The following is a 19,494-nucleotide window of genomic DNA, read 5'->3' as shown; positions in this document are numbered from 1 at the left end:
TTAACCCGTCCGACGGCCCAGAGGGGGGCTAGTCCTGCAGCCTCTCTCCGAGCTCGCCGAGCCGCTGCCCGACGCGCTTCAGCGCATCCACGGCACGCGCCGGCCCGGAGGCATCGACCATTTCCGCGGCAGGTCCCGCAGGCAGGTCGCGCAGCTGCTCCTCGCTGAGTTCAATGCCCTCGCCGCCGGGGAAGTCGGGCAGTTCTTGGTGACGCAACCAGCGGTCGAACAGACCCTGCACCTCACTTCGGGCCACACCGTTTTCCTCGGCGACGGTGTTTGCCAGGTTCTCCAGGTCGCGCGTTTCCACCAGCCCCATGCGGTGCTGCGTGGTCCAGCGTTTGACCATGTCGAAGAACGCCTCGTCACCCAGCAGCACGCGCAGGGCGTGGACGGTCACACCTCCGCGCTTGTACAGCCGGTCGTCGAACATGTCTTCCGCACCGGGGTCGATCAGCAGGATGTCCTGTGGCTTCTCCGCGAGCGCCTGATGGTGCGCCCACGCATGGTGGGCGGCGGGGATGTCTTGCGACTTTTCGAACCACAGCCACTCGGAATAGCAGGCGAAGCCCTCGTTGAGCCAAATATCCCGCCACTCAACTAGGCCGACGGAATTACCGAACCACTGGTGGGATAGCTCGTGGGCGATCAGGCGCTCCCAGGTGTGCTTGCCGTCGGCGTGGTTGCAGCCAAACATGCTCATGCCCTGGGCTTCGAGGGGGATCTCCATCTCTTCGTCCGTGACCACCACGGAGTACTCCGGGAAGGGGTAGGCGCCGAAGAGCTCCGAGTAGACTTCGACCATCTCCGTCTGCTGGCCGAAATCCTCGTTGACCAGCTCACGGACTCGCTTGGCGTGCTCCGTGCCTTCGGGGAGCCAGCCGAATACCGGGACGGTCTTGCGGCCGAGTTCTGCACTGCGGAAGTCGACGCGCCTGAAGGGGCCAACGTAAACCGCCGCCAGGTAGGTGGCCATGGGGTAGTTGGTTTCAAACACCCGGGTGGTGTTGTTGCCCTTGCTGTACTGCTCCACCAGGGTGCCGTGGGCGATGGCGGTGACGTCCCGGTGGGCGGTGATGGCTACGCGGAACATTGCCTTTTCGTCCGGCGTATCGTCGCAGGGGAACCAGCTGGGGGCTCCATTGGGCTGGCCTGCCACCAGTGCGCCATCGTCGGTTTCCTCCCAGCCGACTTCGCCCCACTTGGAGCGCAGGGGGCGCGGGTAGCCGCCGTATTTGATGGTCAGGTCGAAGGACTGATCCTCGGCAATCTCCTCTGCGAAAGTGATCGAAAGCTTGTTGCCGTTGTGCCGGAAGCGACGGATCTTCATCGCGTCGTTGTTGGCAGCCGCCCCGTGGCCGGTGACCTCCACGCGGTTGACAGCGAGATTGTTGGCCAGGTCTAACGTCATGGTTTTCAACGGACGGTAGTTCTCGACCGCCAGGCGGGCCACGCCGCGCAGGTGGTTGGGTTCAACGTCGTAGTCCAGCTGCAGGTCGTAGCGCAGTACGTGGAACCCGAGGTTGAAGTCCACGCCCGTGTAGGCATCCCGAGCTCCGGCGATGGGGGAGCTGCGAAAAGGACGAGGCTGCTGTTGGGATTGCTTCATGTAAGGCACACTACTATCTGCATAGGACAACCCCCGCCACGGAGGTGGTCTGTGGCGGGGGAAGTGTTGTTTTATCTGGTTGTGTTGTTATCTGGCGCTGCGTGAGAGCGCCTGAGAACTAGCGGGAGCCCGAGGTGGAGCCTGCCCAGTAGTCTTCCGGAGAGATCGGCTTGGCCGGCTCCAGCGGCGGGCGCTTGGCGCCCGTGCCCAGGCCGTTGACCAGGTCGGTCCAGTAGTCGCGCAGGTCATCCTGCCAGTAGCCCCACTGGTGGGTGCCGGCCGGGCGGAAGTTGTAGTTCACCGGAATGCCCAGCTCATTGGTCCGGCGGGCCAGGTCGCGGGTGCAGGCATTGGTAGCACCCTCGATGACGGCGCCTTCGAAGATCACCGGAGCTGCGGAGGAAGGCTGGCCGTTCACGCGCTCGGACCACGGCATGTCGTGCTGGCCGGGGAAGCCGGAGCTGGTGGAGACGTAGATGTTCTTCTGGCCGCGCAGCTTGTCGGCGTTAATCAGGGCATCGTTGTCGCGAGCAACCTTACCGTTGACCGGACCCCACATCTTGGTGAAGTCCGTGCCGCCACGGTTCAGAACCAGGTTGATGAACTGCGGGGTCAGGCCCGTGGTGGTTGCAGCGCAGCCAGAGAAGGAACCGACAGAGTCGTAGAAGCCTGGATGGTGCTGTGCGTACAGCAGGGAGGTGGTGCCGGTCATGGACATGCCGGCGATGGCGCGCTTGTCGTTAGCCTTCAGCGCGGGCTCGATGGCCTGCGGCAGCTCGCGAGTCAGGAAGGTCTCCCACTTCTGCGGCCCCTTGATGTACGGGGTGTTCGGCTCGGTGACCCAGTCGGTGTAGTAGGAGTATGCGCCGCTCATGGGAATCACGATGTTGGCGCCGATGCCGGGGCTGACGGTGCCCTTGTCTGGGTCGTCGTTGCCGCCGTAGTAGGTGATGATGTCGGTCTGGCGAATCCAGTTAGCAATGCCTTCGCCGCCGTCCGCGCCGTTCAGCATGTACAGGGTCGGAGCGTTGTCGCGCTTTGCCTTGTCCTTCGGCTGGATGACGACCAGTGGGATGTGGCGCTTCATCGACGGGGAGTAAGCGGAGACTTCCTGTACGTTGTCGAAGCCTGCGTTTTGCCAGGCTTTGATGTTCTTACGCCACGTGGTGGAATCCTCCGGTTGGTTCGGAGTCGTGGAGTTCAGCTTCAGCTTGGCCGGCGCGATGCCGTCTGCCTTCTGGGCGGCGGAGACGCTAGCGGCCTGGGTGGCCGGTGCGGTGACCGCGACGGTTGCGAACGGGGCGATCGCAGCCGTGACAGCGGCGAGAGTGCGGACGATGCTTCGCTTCATAGAGTTGATCCTTCTGTGGTGCCACGATGCGGAAACGTCAGTATTCCTTGCCCGGGGCGTGGGGTCAGTCAAATGAGTGAGAGGGAGAGGTCTGCAGGGCTTTCTCGGCGGATATTCGTAGAATATTCAAGAAATCCACAGCAAACCTCTAAGGACATAGGGGACTTTACCCAATCTGCGGGAATTTTGGGAACCCAAAGGAGGAAAAACTTTCTCCATTAAACCCAAAAGCGGGTACAAAGTGGGGACGTGCGCCTAAGGGGAGGCGGGTGGCGTCAATAAGAAAGAGAAAGGGCGGGACCAAGAGCAAGACGAGCCCGACAAACACGAGAGACAAACATTAAGTACCCTTGGGGCTTGTGGCTAAAGAACATTTTGACGTAGTAGTACTCGGAGCAGGCCCTGGCGGATACGTGGCGGCGATTCGTGCCGCTCAGTTGGGTCTGAAGACCGCCGTTATCGAAAAGCAGTACTGGGGCGGCGTATGCCTCAACGTGGGCTGCATCCCCTCGAAGGCGCTGATCCGCAACGCCGAACTTGCGCACACCATCACCAAGGAAGCCAAGACCTACGGCATTACCGGCGACAACATCTCGATGGACTTCAAGGTCGCGCACCAGCGCTCCCGCAAGGTCTCGGGCAACATCGTCAAGGGCGTGCACTACCTGATGAAGAAGAACAAGATTCAGGAGATCCACGGCCGCGGCAACTTTGTTGACGACAAGACCATCGAGGTCTCCGACGGCGACGATGCAGGCAAGACCATCACCTTTGACAACTGCATCATCGCTACCGGTTCCGTTGTGAAGTCCCTGCCGGGCGTAGAGCTGGGCGGCAACATCGTTTCCTACGAAGAGCAGATCCTGGACGAGAACAAGCCGGACTCTATGGTCATCATCGGCGCTGGCGCCATCGGCATGGAATTTGCCTACGTGCTGTCCAACTTCGGTGTGGACATCACCGTCGTTGAGTTCATGGATCGCGTCCTGCCGAACGAGGACAAGGACGTTTCCAAGGAAATCGCCAAGCAGTACAAGAAGCTGGGCGTAACCCTGAAGACCGGTCACAAGACCACCGCTGTCCGCGACCTGGGCGAAGACAAGGGCGTAGAGGTGGACATCGAGTCCGCCGACGGCTCCAAGACCGAAACCCTGAAGGCGGACCGCGTGATGGTCTCCATCGGCTTCGCACCCCGCGTGGAGGGCTTCGGCCTGGAGAACACCGGCGTGAAGCTGACCGAGCGCGGTGCGATCGACATTGACGACGAGATGCGCACCAGCGTTCCGCACATCTACGCCATTGGCGATGTCACTGCCAAGCTGCAGCTGGCACACGTCGCAGAAGCGCAGGGCGTGGTCGCCGCCGAGATCATCGCAGGCGAGGAGACCGAGCTGCTCGGCGACTACCAGATGATGCCGCGCGCTACCTTCTGCTCTCCGCAGGTCGCATCCTTCGGCTACACCGAGGAAGCCGCCAAGAAGAAGGCAGAGGAGGAAGGCCGCGAGGTGAAGGTCGCCACCTTCCCCTACACCGCCAACGGCAAGGCGCAGGGCCTGGGCCACGCGGTGGGCTTTGTGAAGCTGGTGGCAGACGCTGAATACGGCGAGCTGCTGGGCGCCCACATGGTCGGCCCGGACGTCTCCGAACTGCTGCCGGAGCTGACCCTGGCGCAGCGCTTCGACCTGACGGCCGAGGAGATCTCCCGCAATGTGCACACCCACCCGACCCTGTCGGAGGCCATGAAGGAGGCTGCCCACGGCATCGCCGGCGGCCACATGATCAACCTCTAAGAGGATTCATCGGCCAGCTGACCGGCCCGCGCCTGTACCGGAAGCTCCCTCGGAAGGGGCGTGGGCCGGTTTTGCGTTTAACGGCCAGCATTTCCCTGTTAAGGCGCAGGTAGAGTAGGATTTCGAGCAAATCCCTCCGAATCCCTCCCCCTGCCACGATTGGTGCCCAGACTTGCCAGAGAAGATTGGCTTGCTGGCAGACCGAGGACTGCCAGCGGTGCGCGTACGCGCCATGCTCCAACATCTAGCTAAGGCCTCGGAGAATCACGTCTCCGGGACCAAACCCATCCTCGAATTCCGCATCGGAACGCTGCCGATGGACGAGTTCGGCAACGTCCGCCTCGCCGACACTGCCCCCGGAATCCTGCGCGACTATGGCTGGGACCGGCTGGTGTACGTCACCGACCTGCCACTGACCACCCGCAGGCCGGTAATCAGCCAGACCGTCGAGCAGGGCAAGGCCACCATGCTGTGCCTGCCCGCCTTCGGCCTACTGCGGGCCAAAGAGGGGCTGCGGCAGGAACTGTCGCGCTTGGTCTGCGGCAAGCACGCCGGAGCCGGCCAGCGCGAAAAGGGTGTAGACGAGATCGAGGGCGGCGACGTAGAGGCAGATACCACCCGCGTGCTCGAAGGCCGCGGGCGGACCCTGCGCCTGCTGCTGGGAATGATCCGCGGCAACCGCCCCGGCCAGTTGATCAAGGTGCTCTCCAGCTGCCTGGCCACGGGCGTGGCCACCGGCGGCTTCGGCATCTTCTACGGTTCGGTGTGGGAGATGTCCTACCTGATCAGCTCGTGGCGGCAGATCATGATCACTATCCTTTCCATCACCCTCCTGACCTTCTGGTTGATCTACAAAAACGGCCTGTGGAATGGGGGATATAGCCGCAAGCCGGAACCGTCCGTGTTGAGCGTCGGCGCCGATGCAACCTCCACACAGGCTTCCTCCGACAGCGTGGAGTGGTGGCGCGCCCGGATGGATAACCTGGCCACCACCGGCACGGTACTGATCTCCGCGACAGGCGTGTATGCCCTGATCTACCTAACGATGCTGCTGGTCAGCGCCGCCGTTGTGCCGGTGCCCTTCTTCGAAAGCCGAGTGAGCTCCACTATCACGCCGCTGGATTATTTGACGCTGGCATGGTTTGCGGCGTCACTAGGCACCCTCGGCGGGGCCCTCGGCTCGAGCTTCGATACCGACGAATCGGTGCGCGAGGCCACATATAACCGCCGAGAGCTACAGCGCAGGCAGATCGTCGGGCTTTTCGACGGCGACTAGCGCTAGTTGGGGCACAAGCTAGTAGGGCGACACACTCGAACGGTGCGGGTCGATCTCCAACGAGCGGTGGATCGGCGGGAACGCGCGCTGCGGGCAGTTATCGCGCGGGCACAGCCGACAACCGGAGCCGATCGGCACTGCCGCGGACGTGTCCTCTAGGTCCAACCCGTCCGAATACACCGTCCGGTCGGCGTGCCGCAGCTCGCAGCCCAACCCGATGGCGAACATCTTCCCCGGCTGGCCCCATGCCGCACGGTGGTGGTTCACGGTGCGCGCGATCCACAGGTAGGTTCTCCCGTCTGGCATCTGCGCGATCTGCCGCATGATCTTGCCCGGATAGCTAAACGTCTCATACACATTCCACAGCGGGCACGTGCCGCCGGAGTTGGAAAGGTGCAGGCCCGTCGCCGACTGGCGCTTGGACATGTTGCCCGCACGGTCCACGCGCACGAAGGTCCAGGGCACACCGCGCAGGCTGGGGCGCTGCAGGCTGGAGAGGCGGTGGCAGACAGTCTCGTAGCCCACGCCGTATTCGCGCATAAGGAACTCCAGGTCGTAGCGCGATTCCTCCGCGGAGCTGTGGAATTGCCGGTAGGGCAGTAGCAGTGCTGCGGCATAGTAGCTGGCCAGGCCGCGCCGGGCGAGCGCGCGGGATTCCTCGGACTGGAAGTGCCCCAGTTCCACCAGCGAGTTGATGGTCGTGCCCGCCTCCAGGAACGCCAGTTCGGTGGCCAGTCGGAATGCGATCTGCCCGGGGCGCATCTTCGCCGACACGTGGAGAGTCTTTCGCTTTGGGTCGAACTTGTGCTGCGTATCGCCCAGGTCGCGCGAGTAAATCACCTGCACTTGGTGCACCTGTTGTAGCCGTTCGGCGATGATCTGTTCTGTGTGGTGTATCTGGTTCGCCCCGATGTTTATTTTGGACGCCAACTTCTCCGCCGCTACATCCAGAACATCGATATAGTTCTGCCGGGCGTAGAAGAAATCGCGGACCTCCTCGTGCGGCATGGAGAACGCCTCTGGCCCGGAGGCCCGGCCGAAGAGTTCACCCTTGGGTGTGATGGAGAGGATGGCGGAGCCCTGCACACGCTCCTCTGTGAGCAGCGAGAGGGTGTCCGAGACGTTCCGGTAGCGGGAGTGGAGATCCACGAAGGCGCGGGCCAGGTCCGGGTGGTTCTTCACCAGTGCTGCGAGCTCGGTGACGTCCGCCGGGGTGGGGCTGATCTCCGGGTCCAGGGTGACGTCCTGGACTTCCGCCAGCAGGCGAGTGGAGTCTTGGTCGGCGAAGAAGGTCGGGTCGATGCCGAAGGCAGCAGTGATGCGCTCCAACACGGCGGCGGTCAGCGGGCGCCCGTCGTGCTCGATCTGGTTCACGTAGCTGGCAGAGAGGTCCAGGATCTCGGCGAGGCGGGCCTGGGAGATTCCGCGTTCCTTGCGTAGTTGGCGAAGGCGGGAGCCGACGAAGGGGCGTTCGGTGTTGCTTTCAGGGGCGCGTTCGGGTCTGCGTTCAGATGTGGGTTCAGATGTGCGTTCAGTCGGTTTTCCCATGGTGTTCACCAGTATATTCGGTGGCTTTGGGGCATTGGCGAAGTTGCCATCGGCGTCATCCGTAGCAACTGCTTGTTAGAAAAGAGAAAGAGCCCGGCCAGCACGTTCGTGCTGACCGGGCTCAAGCAGTGTGCGGGCTGCAAAGCCCGCACAGCTAGTTCCTAGCGCTTGGAAGTAAGCGGCTTAGTGGAACTGGCCCTCCTCGGTGGAGCCCTTCAGGGCGGTGGTGGAGGAGTTCGGGTCGACGGTGGTGGCGATCTTGTCGAAGTAGCCAGCACCGACCTCGCGCTGGTGCTTCACAGCGGTGAAGCCGCGCTCCTTGGCGGAAGCGAACTCGCGGTTCTGCAGCTCCACGAAAGCGGTCATCTGGTTGCGGGCGTAGCCGTAAGCCAGGTCGAACATGGAGTGGTTCAGAGCGTGGAAGCCAGCCAGGGTGATGAACTGGAACTTGAAGCCCATTGCGCCCAGCTCGTTCTGGAACTTGGCGATGGTGTCGTCGTCCAGGTGTGCAGACCAGTTGAAGGACGGGGAGCAGTTGTAAGCCAGCAGCTGGTCCGGGTACTCGGAGCGAACAGCCTCAGCGAACTTCTTAGCCAGCTCCAGGTCCGGGGTGCCGGTCTCCATCCAGATCAGGTCAGCGTACGGAGCGTATGCCTTCGCACGGGCGATGCAGGGCTCGATGCCGTTCTGCACGTTGTAGAAGCCCTCAGCGGTGCGGCCGCCGGTCAGGAACGGCTTGTCGCGGTCGTCAACGTCGGAGGTCAGCAGGGTAGCGGCCTCAGCGTCGGTACGAGCGACAACCAGGGTCGGGGTGTTGGCAACGTCAGCTGCCAGACGTGCGGAGTTCAGGGTACGGATGTGCTGCTGGGTCGGGATCAGGACCTTGCCGCCCAGGTGGCCACACTTCTTCTCGGAGGCCAGCTGGTCCTCCCAGTGGGTACCTGCAGCGCCGGCCTTGATCATGGCCTTCTGCAGCTCGTAAACGTTCAGTGCGCCGCCGAAGCCAGCCTCGCCGTCGGCAACGATCGGAACCAGCCAGTTGTCAACGGAGGTGTCGCCCTCAACGCGAGCGATCTCGTCTGCGCGGGACAGCGCGTTGTTGATGCGCTGAACGACGGACGGAACGGAGTTCGCCGGGTACAGGGACTGGTCGGGGTAGGTGTGGCCGGACAGGTTAGCGTCACCTGCAACCTGCCAACCGGACAGGTAAACAGCCTTCAGGCCTGCGCGGACCTGCTGAACGGCCTGGTTACCGGTCAGGGCGCCCAGGGCGTTGATGTAGGAGTCGTCACCCTTGTTGACTGCTTCCCACAGGATCTCAGCGCCGCGGCGTGCCAGGGTGTGCTCTTCAACAACGGTGCCCTGCAGCTCAGCGACCTGCTCTGCGGTGTAATCGCGCTCGACGTGAGCCCAGCGGGGGTTCTCGTCCCAGTCCTTCTGGATTTCTTCAGCGGTACGTGCCTTGCCGACGTTCGACATGTAGGGGGTCACTTCCTTACTCATTAAGGGGAGAGTTATGTCTTGGTCCCTGCCCGGGGGTTCCTGGCGGGGGGGGGACACCGAGCCGCATATTCGAGAACCTCGACAGCACTTTCCAGTGCAGCCTAGGTGAAGTCTGCGTTCCGTGTCTCTACCTACGAGAGTACCAACCTAAATAACCACGTCAATGCCGGTCAGGCGGATATTTCTGTGTGGGGGTGGCTCCCCTTTTTGTGAATCTTGTAAAGATCTTCTCCACACTGTTTCTAAGTGACGCCTTAACGTGTGAACGTGATGTGGCTCTCTTACTGCGCTTATAGGTGTGGTGCGCCACGGGTTGAATCGTGGCGTCAAAAAGAAAAAGAGGAACAAGCTTGCCCGATAGTCCCCGTCGGTGGGGGTGGATAAAGTGCGATCTATGACCAACTTCATACCGATCGTGAGGGAACTCACCTAGTCTTTGAGGGTAGAGACCTTTAAATAGGTAAATCGATTGATATGTGAGGAGCCACGTCACTATGACCCAGACCGAGCGCGTAACAGCCGGCGGCCTTCAGGTTGCCAAGACTCTCTACGACTTTGTTAACACTGAGGTACTTCCCGTCATCGGCAAGGATTCCGCCGAGGAGCAGGAGAAGTTCTGGAATGGCTTCGGCAAGATCGTCGAGGAGTACACCCCGCGCAACCGCGAGCTGCTGAACACTCGCGACGAGCTGCAGAAGAAGATGGACGCCTGGTACGAGGAGCACAAGGGCGCCCAGGATCCGGAGGAGTACAAGGCCTTCCTGAAGGAGATCGGCTACCTGGTCGACGAGCCGGGCGACTTCGAGATTACGACCCAGAACATCGACCCGGAGGTCGGTACGACCGGCGGCCCGCAGCTGGTGGTGCCGATCCTGAACGCTCGCTTCGCGCTGAATGCGGCGAACGCCCGCTGGGGTTCCCTGTACGACGCTCTGTACGGCACCGACGCTATCTCTGAGGAGAACGGCCAGGAGAAGGGCACCGGCTATAACAAGGTTCGTGGTGACAAGGTTATCGAGTGGGGCCGTGAGTTCCTGGATCGCGTTGTGCCGCTGGAGTCTGGCTCCCACAAGGACGTCACCAAGTACGCCGTCGAGTCCGGCCAGCTGACCGCCACCATCGATGGCAACGACGTGCACCTGCGTAACCCAGAGGTCTACGCGGGCTTCGGCGGTGACAAGGCCAACCCGACTGACATCCTGCTGTACAACAATGGCCTGTACATCGACATCCAGATCGACCCGGAGTCCCCGATCGGCAAGACCGACAAGGCCGGTGTGAAGGACCTGAACCTCGAATCCGCAATCTCCACCATCATGGACTTCGAGGACTCCGTCGCCGCTGTCGACGCAACCGACAAGACCCTGGGCTACCGCAACTGGCTGGGCCTGAACACCGGCAACCTCACCGAGGAAGTGGAGAAGGGCGGCAAGACCTTCACTCGTAAGCTCAACGAGGATCGTGTGTTTACCTCCCGTGATGGTGAGGAGCTGCGTCTGCACGGTCGTTCCCTGCTGTTCGTGCGTAATGTTGGCCACCTGATGCAGAACCCGGCGATCCTGGATCAGAATGGTGAGGAGATTTTCGAGGGCATCATGGATGCCGTTATTACTTCGGCTGCTGCGATCCCGGGTCTGGATGAGAACAACCCGCTGCGTAACTCCCGTAATGGTTCGATCTACATTGTGAAGCCGAAGCAGCACGGCCCGGACGAGGTTGCGTTCACCAACGACCTGTTCGGTGCGGTGGAGGATCTGTTGGGTCTGGAGCGGTTCACCCTGAAGGTTGGTGTGATGGACGAGGAGCGTCGTACCACCGCTAACCTGGATGCTTGCATCGCGCAGGTTAAGGAGCGTCTGGCGTTTATTAACACCGGCTTCCTGGACCGTACTGGTGATGAGATCCACACTTCTATGCTGGCTGGTCCGATGGTGCGTAAGGCGGATCTGCAGACCGCGCCGTGGAAGTTGGCTTACGAGGACAACAATGTGGATGCTGGTCTGGCGCATGGTCTGCCGGGTAAGTCGCAGATCGGTAAGGGTATGTGGGCCAAGACTGAGCTGATGGCGGACATGCTGGCGCAGAAGATTGGCCAGCCGAAGGAGGGCGCGTCTACCGCGTGGGTTCCGTCCCCGACGGGTGCAACGCTGCACGCAACCCACTACCACGAGGTGGATGTCTTCGAGGTGCAGGACAAGCTGCGTACCGAGGGGCGTCGTGAGACTCTGGGTGACATTCTGACTATTCCGGTGGCGGAGTCTGCTGATTGGTCTGCTGAGGAGATCGCCGAGGAGATTGACAACAACTCCCAGTCCATCCTGGGTTATGTGGTTCGCTGGGTGGAGCAGGGCGTTGGTTGCTCCAAGATCCCGGATATCCACGACATTGACCTGATGGAGGACCGCGCTACCTGCCGTATTAACTCCCAGCACCTGGCTAACTGGCTGAAGCATGGTGTGGTGACCGAGGAGCAGGTTCTGGAGTCCCTGCAGCGTATGGCTGCGAAGGTGGATGAGCAGAACGCTGGTGACGCGAATTACCGCAACATGGCGCCGAACTTTGATGAGTCTGTGGCTTTCCAGGCTGCGAAGGATTTGGTGTTCAAGGGTCTGGAGCAGCCGGCTGGTTACACTGAGCCGATTCTGCATGCCCGTCGTTTGGAGTTCAAGGCTAAAAACGGCATCGCCTAAAGCCTCGCGCGAGGCCAACGCTGCCTAAAGCGTTAAGGATCTAGCCGCCGGAGTGAGCCCGCCTCACCCGGCGGTTTTCCTATGCCCACTTCCGCGCGGCTTCCTTGCAACTTCCTTGCACGGACAGTTGTCCGACCCCCTGGTTAGACTGGTGGTCACGCGAACACACATGCACGACCGCACATTCACCAAGGCGCCCCGGAAGGAGCCCGACTTTGTCCGTCACCACCTTTGGCACCCCGCCCGCCCGATCTCTCTTTGATTTTGACGCCGTACTTTTCGACCTCGACGGTGTGATCACCCCGACCGCAGAGCTCCACCGCCAGGCGTGGGCACGGATGTTCAGTGCGTTCCTGGAGGCCAAGGGGGCCAAACCCTACACCGAACAGGATTACTTCGACTACCTGGACGGCCGCCGTCGCGACGAGGGCGTGGCCGCCCTGCTGGGCAGCCGTGACATTGAGATTCCGGAGGGCAACGCGGACGATAACGCGGATCAAGACACGATCCATGGCCTGGGCGCCCGCAAGAACGAGGACTTCCTGAAGCTGGTGGAAGAAGGTGTGCAGGCCTACGAGGGCTCCGTGCAGCTGCTGGATGCCATCCGGGATTGTGCCGCGGCGGGGGAGAAGGCCCCACAGATCGCGATCGTCTCCTCCTCGAAGAACGCACGCCCGGTGCTTAAGGCGGCGGGGCTGCTCGATCGGTTTGAGGTTGTTGTGGATGGGAAGGTGGCGTCCGAAAAGAACCTGCCAGGTAAGCCCGCACCAGATACGTACCTGTATGGCGCAAAGAAGCTCGGCGCCAGTGCGGAAAACGCAGTGGTGGTGGAGGATGCCACTAGTGGCGTGGCCAGCGGTAAGGCGGGCAAGTTCGGGCTGGTCATCGGCGTGGATCGTGGGGCGGGTGCGGAGGCGTTGCACGAACACGGTGCGGACATCGTGGTCAACGACCTGGCGGACCTGCTGGGTTAGAGCACGTGGTCGGGGGCTAGCGCGCAGAACTTTTACACGCTGAGCCTTTAGACGAACAACCGGCACAGAACTGCAAAGACTTACGCAGGCCTATAAAGAAGTAGACGGAACTAGACAGAACTAGACGGAGAAACCAGAAGCACTATGGGAATCAACGCGCAACGACAGACCAAGCGCAGCCCGGAAGACCAGCGGCTGAAGGACTTCCTCGCAACCCGCCGCGAGGGAGCGGAGCCGGGGTACAAGCGCCCGGTTGACGGCGGTGACTTGCGTGCGGAGGGATTCCGTGCCGACATGAAGCACACCGCGGTGAATCCGCTGGAGTCCGTGGATCGTGACAACAACCCGGTCGACGAGTGGGCGTTGATCGAGACCCGCCCGAACTCCATGGATCTTGGTGTTTCCGAAACCCTCTTTGCGCTGTCCAACGGCTACCTGGGCCTGCGTGGCAACCCGGAAGAGGGCCGAGATTCCCACACCCACGGCACGTTCATCAACGGCGTGCATGAGACCTGGGACATCGAGCACGCAGAGGATGCCTACGGCCTGGCGCGCACAGGGCAGAGCATCGTCTCGGTTCCAGATGCCAAGGCCATGCGACTGTACATCGACGACGAGCCGCTGCGCCTGGGCAACGCGGAGGTGATGGAATATAACCGCAGCCTGGACTTCCGCGAGGGCGTGCTGCGCCGCAGCCTGGTCTGGCGCACTCCAGGCGGCAAGCATGTGCGCGTGACTTCCGAGCGCATGGTGAGCTTCCAGGAGCGCCACCTGGCGCTGCAGTCCCTGGAGGTCGAGCTGCTGGATGCACCGGCCGCCGTTGTGGTCTCCTCCCAGCTGCTGAACCGCGAGGACGGCCAGGGCGAGTTCCCGGATAACAACGCCCGCGTAGCCGGCGAGGAGGGCTTCGATCCGCGCAAGGGTGAGCAGTTCCAGGATCGCGTGTTCATCCCGAAGTATCAGTCCAGCACGGAGCCGGAGCGCGCGACGCTGGGCTATCAGATCAACCACTCAGGCATGACCGTGACGGTCTCCATGGACCACATCCTGGATATCGACAACCCCTCGGATGAGACGGACACGGGCGTGGATACCGGCGTGGAGGTCTCCACGGAGGTGGAAGAGGACGTCGCTCGCGTGACGTACCACCTGAACGGTAAGAAGGGGATGAAGATGCGCCTGGAGAAGTTCACGGCGTACCACTCCTCCCGTCACGTGGCTCCGCAGGAGCTCGCGTTCCGCTGCGCACGCACCATCAACCGTGCGAAGTCGGTGGGCTTTAGCAACCTGATGGATAACCAGGCCGAGTGGCTGGCCCGCTTCTGGGAGCGCTCCGACGTACGCATCGCCGGCCAGCCCGCGCTGCAGCAGGCGGTGCGCTGGAACATCTTCCAGCTGATCCAGGCCTCCGCCCGCGCGGAGACCAACGGTGTGCCGGCAAAGGGCATGACCGGCTCCGGCTACGGCGGCCATTACTTCTGGGATACGGAAATCTATGTGATGCCGTTCCTCTGCTACACCAACCCCAACCTGGCCCGAAACGCCCTGCGCTTCCGCTATGACATGCTGCCCGCGGCCAAGCAGCGCGCACTGGAGTTGTCACACGACGGCGCCCTGTTTCCGTGGCGCACCATCAACGGCCAGGAATCCTCGGCCTACTACGCGGCGGGTACCGCGCAGTACCACATTGATGCCGACATCGCGTTTGCGCTGATGAAGTACGTCTACGCAACCGGCGATACGGAGTTTCTGCTGCAGCAGGGCATCAGCCTTCTGGTGGAGACCGCGCGGTTCTGGATGTCCATCGGCTTCTTCAACAGCGAGCAGGATAAGTTCGAGATCCACTCTGTGACCGGCCCGGACGAGTACACGACCGTGGTGAACAACAACCTGTACACAAACGTGATGGCCCAGTACAACCTGGAGGTCGCGGCTGCGGTGGTGAGCCAGACGGAAAAGGAACGCCCGGAGGAATACCGCAACCTGCAGAACCTGAAGCACATTACGCAGGCAGAGGTGGATCTCTGGCGCAAGGCTGCCGAGTGCATGTACATCCCGTACAACGAGGAGCTGAAGGTCAACCCCCAGGACGACCAGTTCCTGCATCGTCGCATCTGGGATCTGGACGATCCGGAGGTCGGCCCGAAGCGCCCGCTGCTGCTGCACTACCACCCGCTGACGATCTACCGCTACCAGATTCTGAAGCAGGCCGACGTGGTGCTGGCACTGTTCCTGCAGGGTCAGCGCTTCTCCACTGAAGTCAAGCGTGCGGACTACGACTACTACGACATTCTGACCACGGGAGATTCCACCCTGTCGGCCGTCGTGCAGTCCATCATCGCCGCGGAGCTGGGCTACAAGGAGAAGGCCGAGGAGTTCTTCTACCGGGGTCTGTTCGTGGACATGGGCGACCTGCACCACAACGCCTCCGATGGTGTGCACATCGCCTCCTGTGGTGGCGCGTGGACGGCGTTGACCAATGGCTTCGGCGGTTTCCGCGATTTCTACGGGCAGTACACCATCGACCCGCGCCTGCCGGACGAGTGGGACTCCCTGACCTACCACATCACCCTGTATGGCGAGCGCCTGCGCGTGGAGGTTCGCCCCGGCGAGGTCGAGCTGGTGCTCGAGGAAGGCGACCGCAAGGTCGGCCCGATCTGGGTTATGGGCGAGGAGGTTGTTGTCGGCCACGAGCCCGTCGTTGTGAAGGGTGCGACGCTGCTCAGCGAACACCGTGCCGACGGGGCCGACGGCAGTTCTTCGCCTGTCTCTCCGGATCACTGGGTAAAGCTATAAAAATATATATTTTCTGACGCCTACCGCCAGCGCGCGCCGTCACCCCCGCATTCTCTGTGAGGTGGGTGGTGGGCGTGAAGAAGTTGGGGCGTGGCGTCAATAAGAAAGAAACAGGGTAACCCCCGAAAGCCGTGTGACCAGTGTGACGCTGAGCGACGACGGTCTCTTAGGGGGAATCTAACAGTACGGTCGTACCGTTATGGGTATTTTTGCAAGGCTTGTATTGCGGAAATGTTATACCCCATAACGGGGTGTAAGAGCGGGAATATGCAGGTACACGAGTAGTCCGAGGGGGGCTAAAGCACATACAGTGTCTATGACACTGGAGGTGCCATGACTGTTAAATATGACGACCGTGAGGCAATCGCTCACGGAAAACTGAGAACTTCGAGCCTGCGCGAGAAGCCAGGCTTCCCTTCGTGGGCGATGAAGCTGACGATGGCCATCACGGGCATCATCTTCGCGCTGTTCGTCCTGGTTCACATGGTTGGAAACCTGAAGGTTTACATGGGGGCCGAATCCTTCAACACCTACGCTGACTTCCTGCGTGAATTTGGCTACCCGCTGCTGCCGCACGAGTCCTTCCTGTGGGTTGCTCGTATCGTGCTGCTGGTGTGCCTGATCCTGCACGTATGGTGCGCATTCGCGCTGACCAGCCGTGCTCACCAGTCCCGTGGCCGTTACCGCCGCAAGGGCATGGTCAGCAGCTGGAACACCTTTACCGCCCGCAGCATGATCGTCACCGGCATCGTGCTGCTGCTGTTCATCATCTTCCACATCCTGGATCTGACGATGGGCGTAAAGCCGGTCGCTTCCGAGGACTTCCAGGGGCCGACTGACGGCGCACACGCTGCCTACCAGAACCTGATTGCATCCTTCGACCGCCCGGCTGTGGCTATCTTCTACATCCTGGCGATGCTGATCCTGTTCATGCACCTGTCCCACGGCATCTGGACTGCCACCTCGGACCTGGGCATCACCGGCCACCGCACCCGCAAGGTCATGCTGTGGATCGCTTACCTGCTGCCCGCGATCGTGATGATCGGCAACATCTCCATCCCGCTGGCTGTGATGTTTGGGCTGGTTGATCAGGTCCCGTTCGTCCCGGCTGGGCAATAACGGCGAGTCTGGTTACAAGGAGAAGAGAGTTAAATGAGCGAAGTAACTAACCACCCGCACAATCAGACCGCGGACTTCGACTACGACAAGGCCGTCGCTGCTTTTACTGCGCCGGAATCCGTCGTCGAGGGCGTGACCGTCGGCAAGGTCCTGAAGGACAACGCACCCCACGTAGTCGGCCAGGACAAGCAGTGGCAGTACGCCAAGGAGCACTTCGGAATGGTGTCTCCGCTGAACCGCAACAAGTTCCGCATCCTCATCGTCGGCACCGGCCTGGCCGGTGGCGCCGCAGCCGCCGCACTCGGCGAGCTGGGCTACGACGTCAAGGTGTTCACCTACCACGACTCCCCGCGCCGCGCGCACTCCATCGCTGCGCAGGGTGGTGTGAACTCCTCCCGCGGTAAGAAGCTGGATAACGACTCCACCTACCTGCACGCCAAGGACACGGTCAAGGGCGGCGACTACCGCTGCCGCGAGAACGACTGCTGGCGCCTGGCTATGGAGTCCCCGAAGGTCATCGACCACATGAACGCTGTCGGCGCACCGTTCTCCCGCGAGTACGGCGGCACCCTGGCAACCCGTTCCTTCGGTGGCGTTCAGGTCTCTCGCACCTACTACACCCGTGGCCAAACAGGTCAGCAGCTGCAGCTGGCCACCACCTCTGCGCTGTATCGCCAGATCGGTGCTGGCCACGTGGAGATCTTCACCCACAATGACCTGGTTGACCTGATCGTCAACGACGGCCGCTGTGAGGGCGTGATCATGCGCAACCTGCTGACCGGCGAGCTGAAGGCTCACACCGGCCACGCAACCGTGCTGGCCACCGGCGGTTACGGCAACGTGTACCACATGTCCACGCTGGCCAAGAACTCCAACGCCTCGGCCATCATGCGCGCCTACGAGCTGGGTGCCTACATGGCGTCCCCGTCCTTTGTGCAGTTCCACCCGACCGGCCTGCCGGTGAACTCCACCTGGCAGTCCAAGACGATCCTGATGTCAGAGTCGCTGCGTAACGACGGCCGCATCTGGACCCCGAAGAAGAAGGGCGACGACCGCAAGCCGAACGACATCCCGGAGGACGAGCGCGACTACTTCCTGGAGCGCCGCTACCCGGCCTTCGGCAACCTGGTTCCGCGTGATATCGCTTCCCGTGCCAACGCTCAGCAGATTAACGCTGGCTACGGCGTGGGCCCGATGAAGAACTCCGTGTACCTGGACCTGGGCGACGCTATCCAGCGCCTGGGCAAGGACACGATCCGCGAGCGCTACTCCAACCTGATCCAGATGTACGAAGAGGCCATCGGCGAGTCCGCTTACGAGACTCCGATGCGCATCGCCCCAACCTGCCACTACACCATGGGTGGCCTGTGGACCGACTTCAACGAGATGACGTCCATCGACGGTCTGTTCTGCTCCGGTGAGTCCTCCTGGATGTACCACGGCGCGAACCGCCTGGGTGCTAACTCCCTGCTGTCCTCCTCCGTGGAGGGCTGGTTCACCCTGCCGTTCACCATCCCGAACTACCTGGCACCGCACCTGGGCGAGGAAATTCCGGCCGCCGATTCCCCGGCAGCTCAGGAAGCCCTGCAGCGCGCCAAGGATCGCATCGAGCGTCTGACCACCATCAAGGGCGACGACCCGCACGGTCCGGAGTACTACCACCGCCAGCTGGGCGAGATCCTGTACTTCTCCTGCGGCGTGTCCCGCAACGTGAAGGACATGAAGGACGGCATCGAGAAGATCCGCGCACTGCGCAAGGACTTCTGGGCCAACGTCCACATCCCGGGCGGTACCGAGGAAATGAACCAGACCCTGGAGTACGCAACCCGCGTTGCCGACTACCTGGATCTGGGCGAGCTGATGTGCGTGGACGCACTGGACCGCGACGAGTCCTGTGGTGCCCACTACCGCGATGACCACCTGTCCGAAGACGGCGAGGCAGAGCGTGACGATGACAACTGGTGCTTCGTCTCCGCCTGGGAGCCGAATGGCGAGAACAAGTTCATCCGCCACTCTGAGCCCCTGTACTTCGACCGTATCCCGCTGATGACAAGGAATTACAAGTAATGAAACTGCATCTTGAAATCTGGCGTCAGGCGGGCCCGAATGCCGAAGGCCACTTCGAGTCTGTTGACGTTGACGACGCTGCAGAGCAGATGTCCATCTTGGAGCTGCTCGACCACGTAAACAACAAGTTCGTTGAAGAGGGCAAGGAGCCCTTTGCCTTCGCCTCGGACTGCCGCGAGGGTATTTGCGGTACCTGTGGCCTGATGGTTAACGACCGTCCCCACGGACCGGATCAGAACAAGCCGGCCTGCCAGCAGCGCTTGGTCTCCTTCAACGATGGCGACACCATCAAGCTGGAGCCGCTGCGTTCCGCTGCTTACCCGGTTATCAAGGACATGGTCGTCGACCGTTCCGCACTGGACCGCGTGATGGAAAAGGGTGGCTTCGTGTCCGTCATGGCCGGCACCGCCCCGGATGCCGACTCCCTGCTGGTGAACCACTCCGACGCCGAGAAGGCACTGGACCACGCAGCCTGCATCGGCTGTGGCGCCTGTGTCGCGGCTTGCCCGAACGGTGCAGCTCACCTGTTCACCGGCGCAAAGCTGGTGCACCTGACGCTGTCCCCGCTGGGGCGTGAGGAGCGCGGCAAGCGCGCCCGCAAGATGGTTGATGAGGTCGAGGGTACTTTCGGTCCTTGCTCGCTGTACGGCGAGTGTGCTGACGTTTGCCCGGCGGGTATCCCGCTGACGGCTGTGGCAGCTATCACAAAGGAACGCACCCGTGCCGCTTTCCGCGGCAAGGATGACTAAGATCAACTCCAAGACAAGTATC

12 protein-coding genes are annotated in these 19,494 nt (G+C 61.9%); 8 read left to right on the top strand and 4 right to left on the bottom strand.

Annotation, left to right across the window (positions count from 1 at the left end; genetic code table 11):
- Positions 1 to 28: 28 nt before the first annotated feature.
- Positions 29 to 1,609: a M1 family metallopeptidase gene (locus MHX52_RS03215; RefSeq protein ID WP_239316532.1), complete on the bottom strand. Its 1,581-nt coding sequence runs from the start codon at positions 1,607 to 1,609 to the stop codon at positions 29 to 31.
- A 118-nt stretch (positions 1,610 to 1,727) separates the two neighbouring features.
- A complete protein-coding gene (locus MHX52_RS03210; RefSeq protein ID WP_239316531.1) occupies positions 1,728 to 2,960 on the bottom strand; it encodes an alpha/beta hydrolase family protein in 1,233 nt (410 codons plus the stop codon).
- Positions 2,961 to 3,319: 359 nt separating this feature from the next.
- Between MHX52_RS03210 and lpdA the strand changes: the two genes are divergently transcribed.
- Both lpdA and MHX52_RS03200 read left to right on the top strand, forming a co-directional pair.
- Positions 3,320 to 4,750, top strand: coding sequence for a dihydrolipoyl dehydrogenase (gene lpdA, locus MHX52_RS03205; protein ID WP_239316529.1), 1,431 nt, complete (start codon positions 3,320 to 3,322; stop codon positions 4,748 to 4,750).
- A 172-nt stretch (positions 4,751 to 4,922) separates the two neighbouring features.
- Positions 4,923 to 6,026 (top strand): hypothetical protein, encoded by a 1,104-nt coding sequence (locus MHX52_RS03200; protein ID WP_239316527.1) that lies wholly within the window; start codon positions 4,923 to 4,925, stop codon positions 6,024 to 6,026.
- 18 nt (positions 6,027 to 6,044) lie between these two features.
- On the opposite strand, the gene ramB is transcribed toward MHX52_RS03200, so the two are convergent.
- Positions 6,045 to 7,574, bottom strand: a complete 1,530-nt coding sequence (gene ramB / locus MHX52_RS03195; RefSeq protein WP_049048851.1) for an acetate metabolism transcriptional regulator RamB — start codon at positions 7,572 to 7,574, stop codon at positions 6,045 to 6,047.
- Between the two features lie 183 nt (positions 7,575 to 7,757).
- On the bottom strand, positions 7,758 to 9,053 hold the full coding sequence (gene aceA / locus MHX52_RS03190) for an isocitrate lyase (protein ID WP_035002935.1): 1,296 nt from the start codon (positions 9,051 to 9,053) through the stop codon (positions 7,758 to 7,760).
- A gap of 518 nt (positions 9,054 to 9,571) precedes the next feature.
- On the opposite strand from aceA, the gene MHX52_RS03185 reads away from it, so the two are divergent.
- From MHX52_RS03185 to MHX52_RS03160, 6 genes are all read left to right on the top strand, one after another.
- Positions 9,572 to 11,767 (top strand): malate synthase G, encoded by a 2,196-nt coding sequence (locus MHX52_RS03185; RefSeq protein ID WP_239316525.1) that lies wholly within the window; start codon positions 9,572 to 9,574, stop codon positions 11,765 to 11,767.
- Positions 11,768 to 11,982: 215 nt separating this feature from the next.
- The gene (locus tag MHX52_RS03180; RefSeq protein ID WP_035002937.1) at positions 11,983 to 12,741 is read left to right on the top strand and encodes an HAD family phosphatase; all 759 of its coding nucleotides are present in this window, start codon (positions 11,983 to 11,985) and stop codon (positions 12,739 to 12,741) included.
- 144 nt (positions 12,742 to 12,885) lie between these two features.
- Complete coding sequence (locus MHX52_RS03175) at positions 12,886 to 15,537, top strand: glycoside hydrolase family 65 protein (protein WP_239316523.1); 2,652 nt, start codon at positions 12,886 to 12,888, stop codon at positions 15,535 to 15,537.
- Positions 15,538 to 15,870: 333 nt separating this feature from the next.
- Entirely contained in the window at positions 15,871 to 16,656 is a 786-nt protein-coding gene (locus MHX52_RS03170) for a succinate dehydrogenase cytochrome b subunit (RefSeq protein ID WP_034985206.1), read from the top strand.
- A 33-nt stretch (positions 16,657 to 16,689) separates the two neighbouring features.
- Positions 16,690 to 18,723: a fumarate reductase/succinate dehydrogenase flavoprotein subunit gene (locus MHX52_RS03165; RefSeq protein ID WP_034985208.1), complete on the top strand. Its 2,034-nt coding sequence runs from the start codon at positions 16,690 to 16,692 to the stop codon at positions 18,721 to 18,723.
- Entirely contained in the window at positions 18,723 to 19,472 is a 750-nt protein-coding gene (locus MHX52_RS03160; RefSeq protein WP_034985210.1) for a succinate dehydrogenase/fumarate reductase iron-sulfur subunit, read from the top strand. The genes MHX52_RS03165 and MHX52_RS03160 overlap by 1 nt, the downstream gene beginning before the upstream one ends.
- The last annotated feature ends 22 nt before the right edge of the window (positions 19,473 to 19,494 follow it).

Origin of the sequence: Corynebacterium sp. ACRQJ (genome assembly GCF_022346045.1) — a bacterium.
GTDB classification, from domain to species: Bacteria; Actinomycetota; Actinomycetes; order Mycobacteriales; family Mycobacteriaceae; genus Corynebacterium; species Corynebacterium evansiae.
Note: the sequence above shows the minus strand (reverse complement) of the source record. Positions and strands in the feature narration are given on the sequence as shown.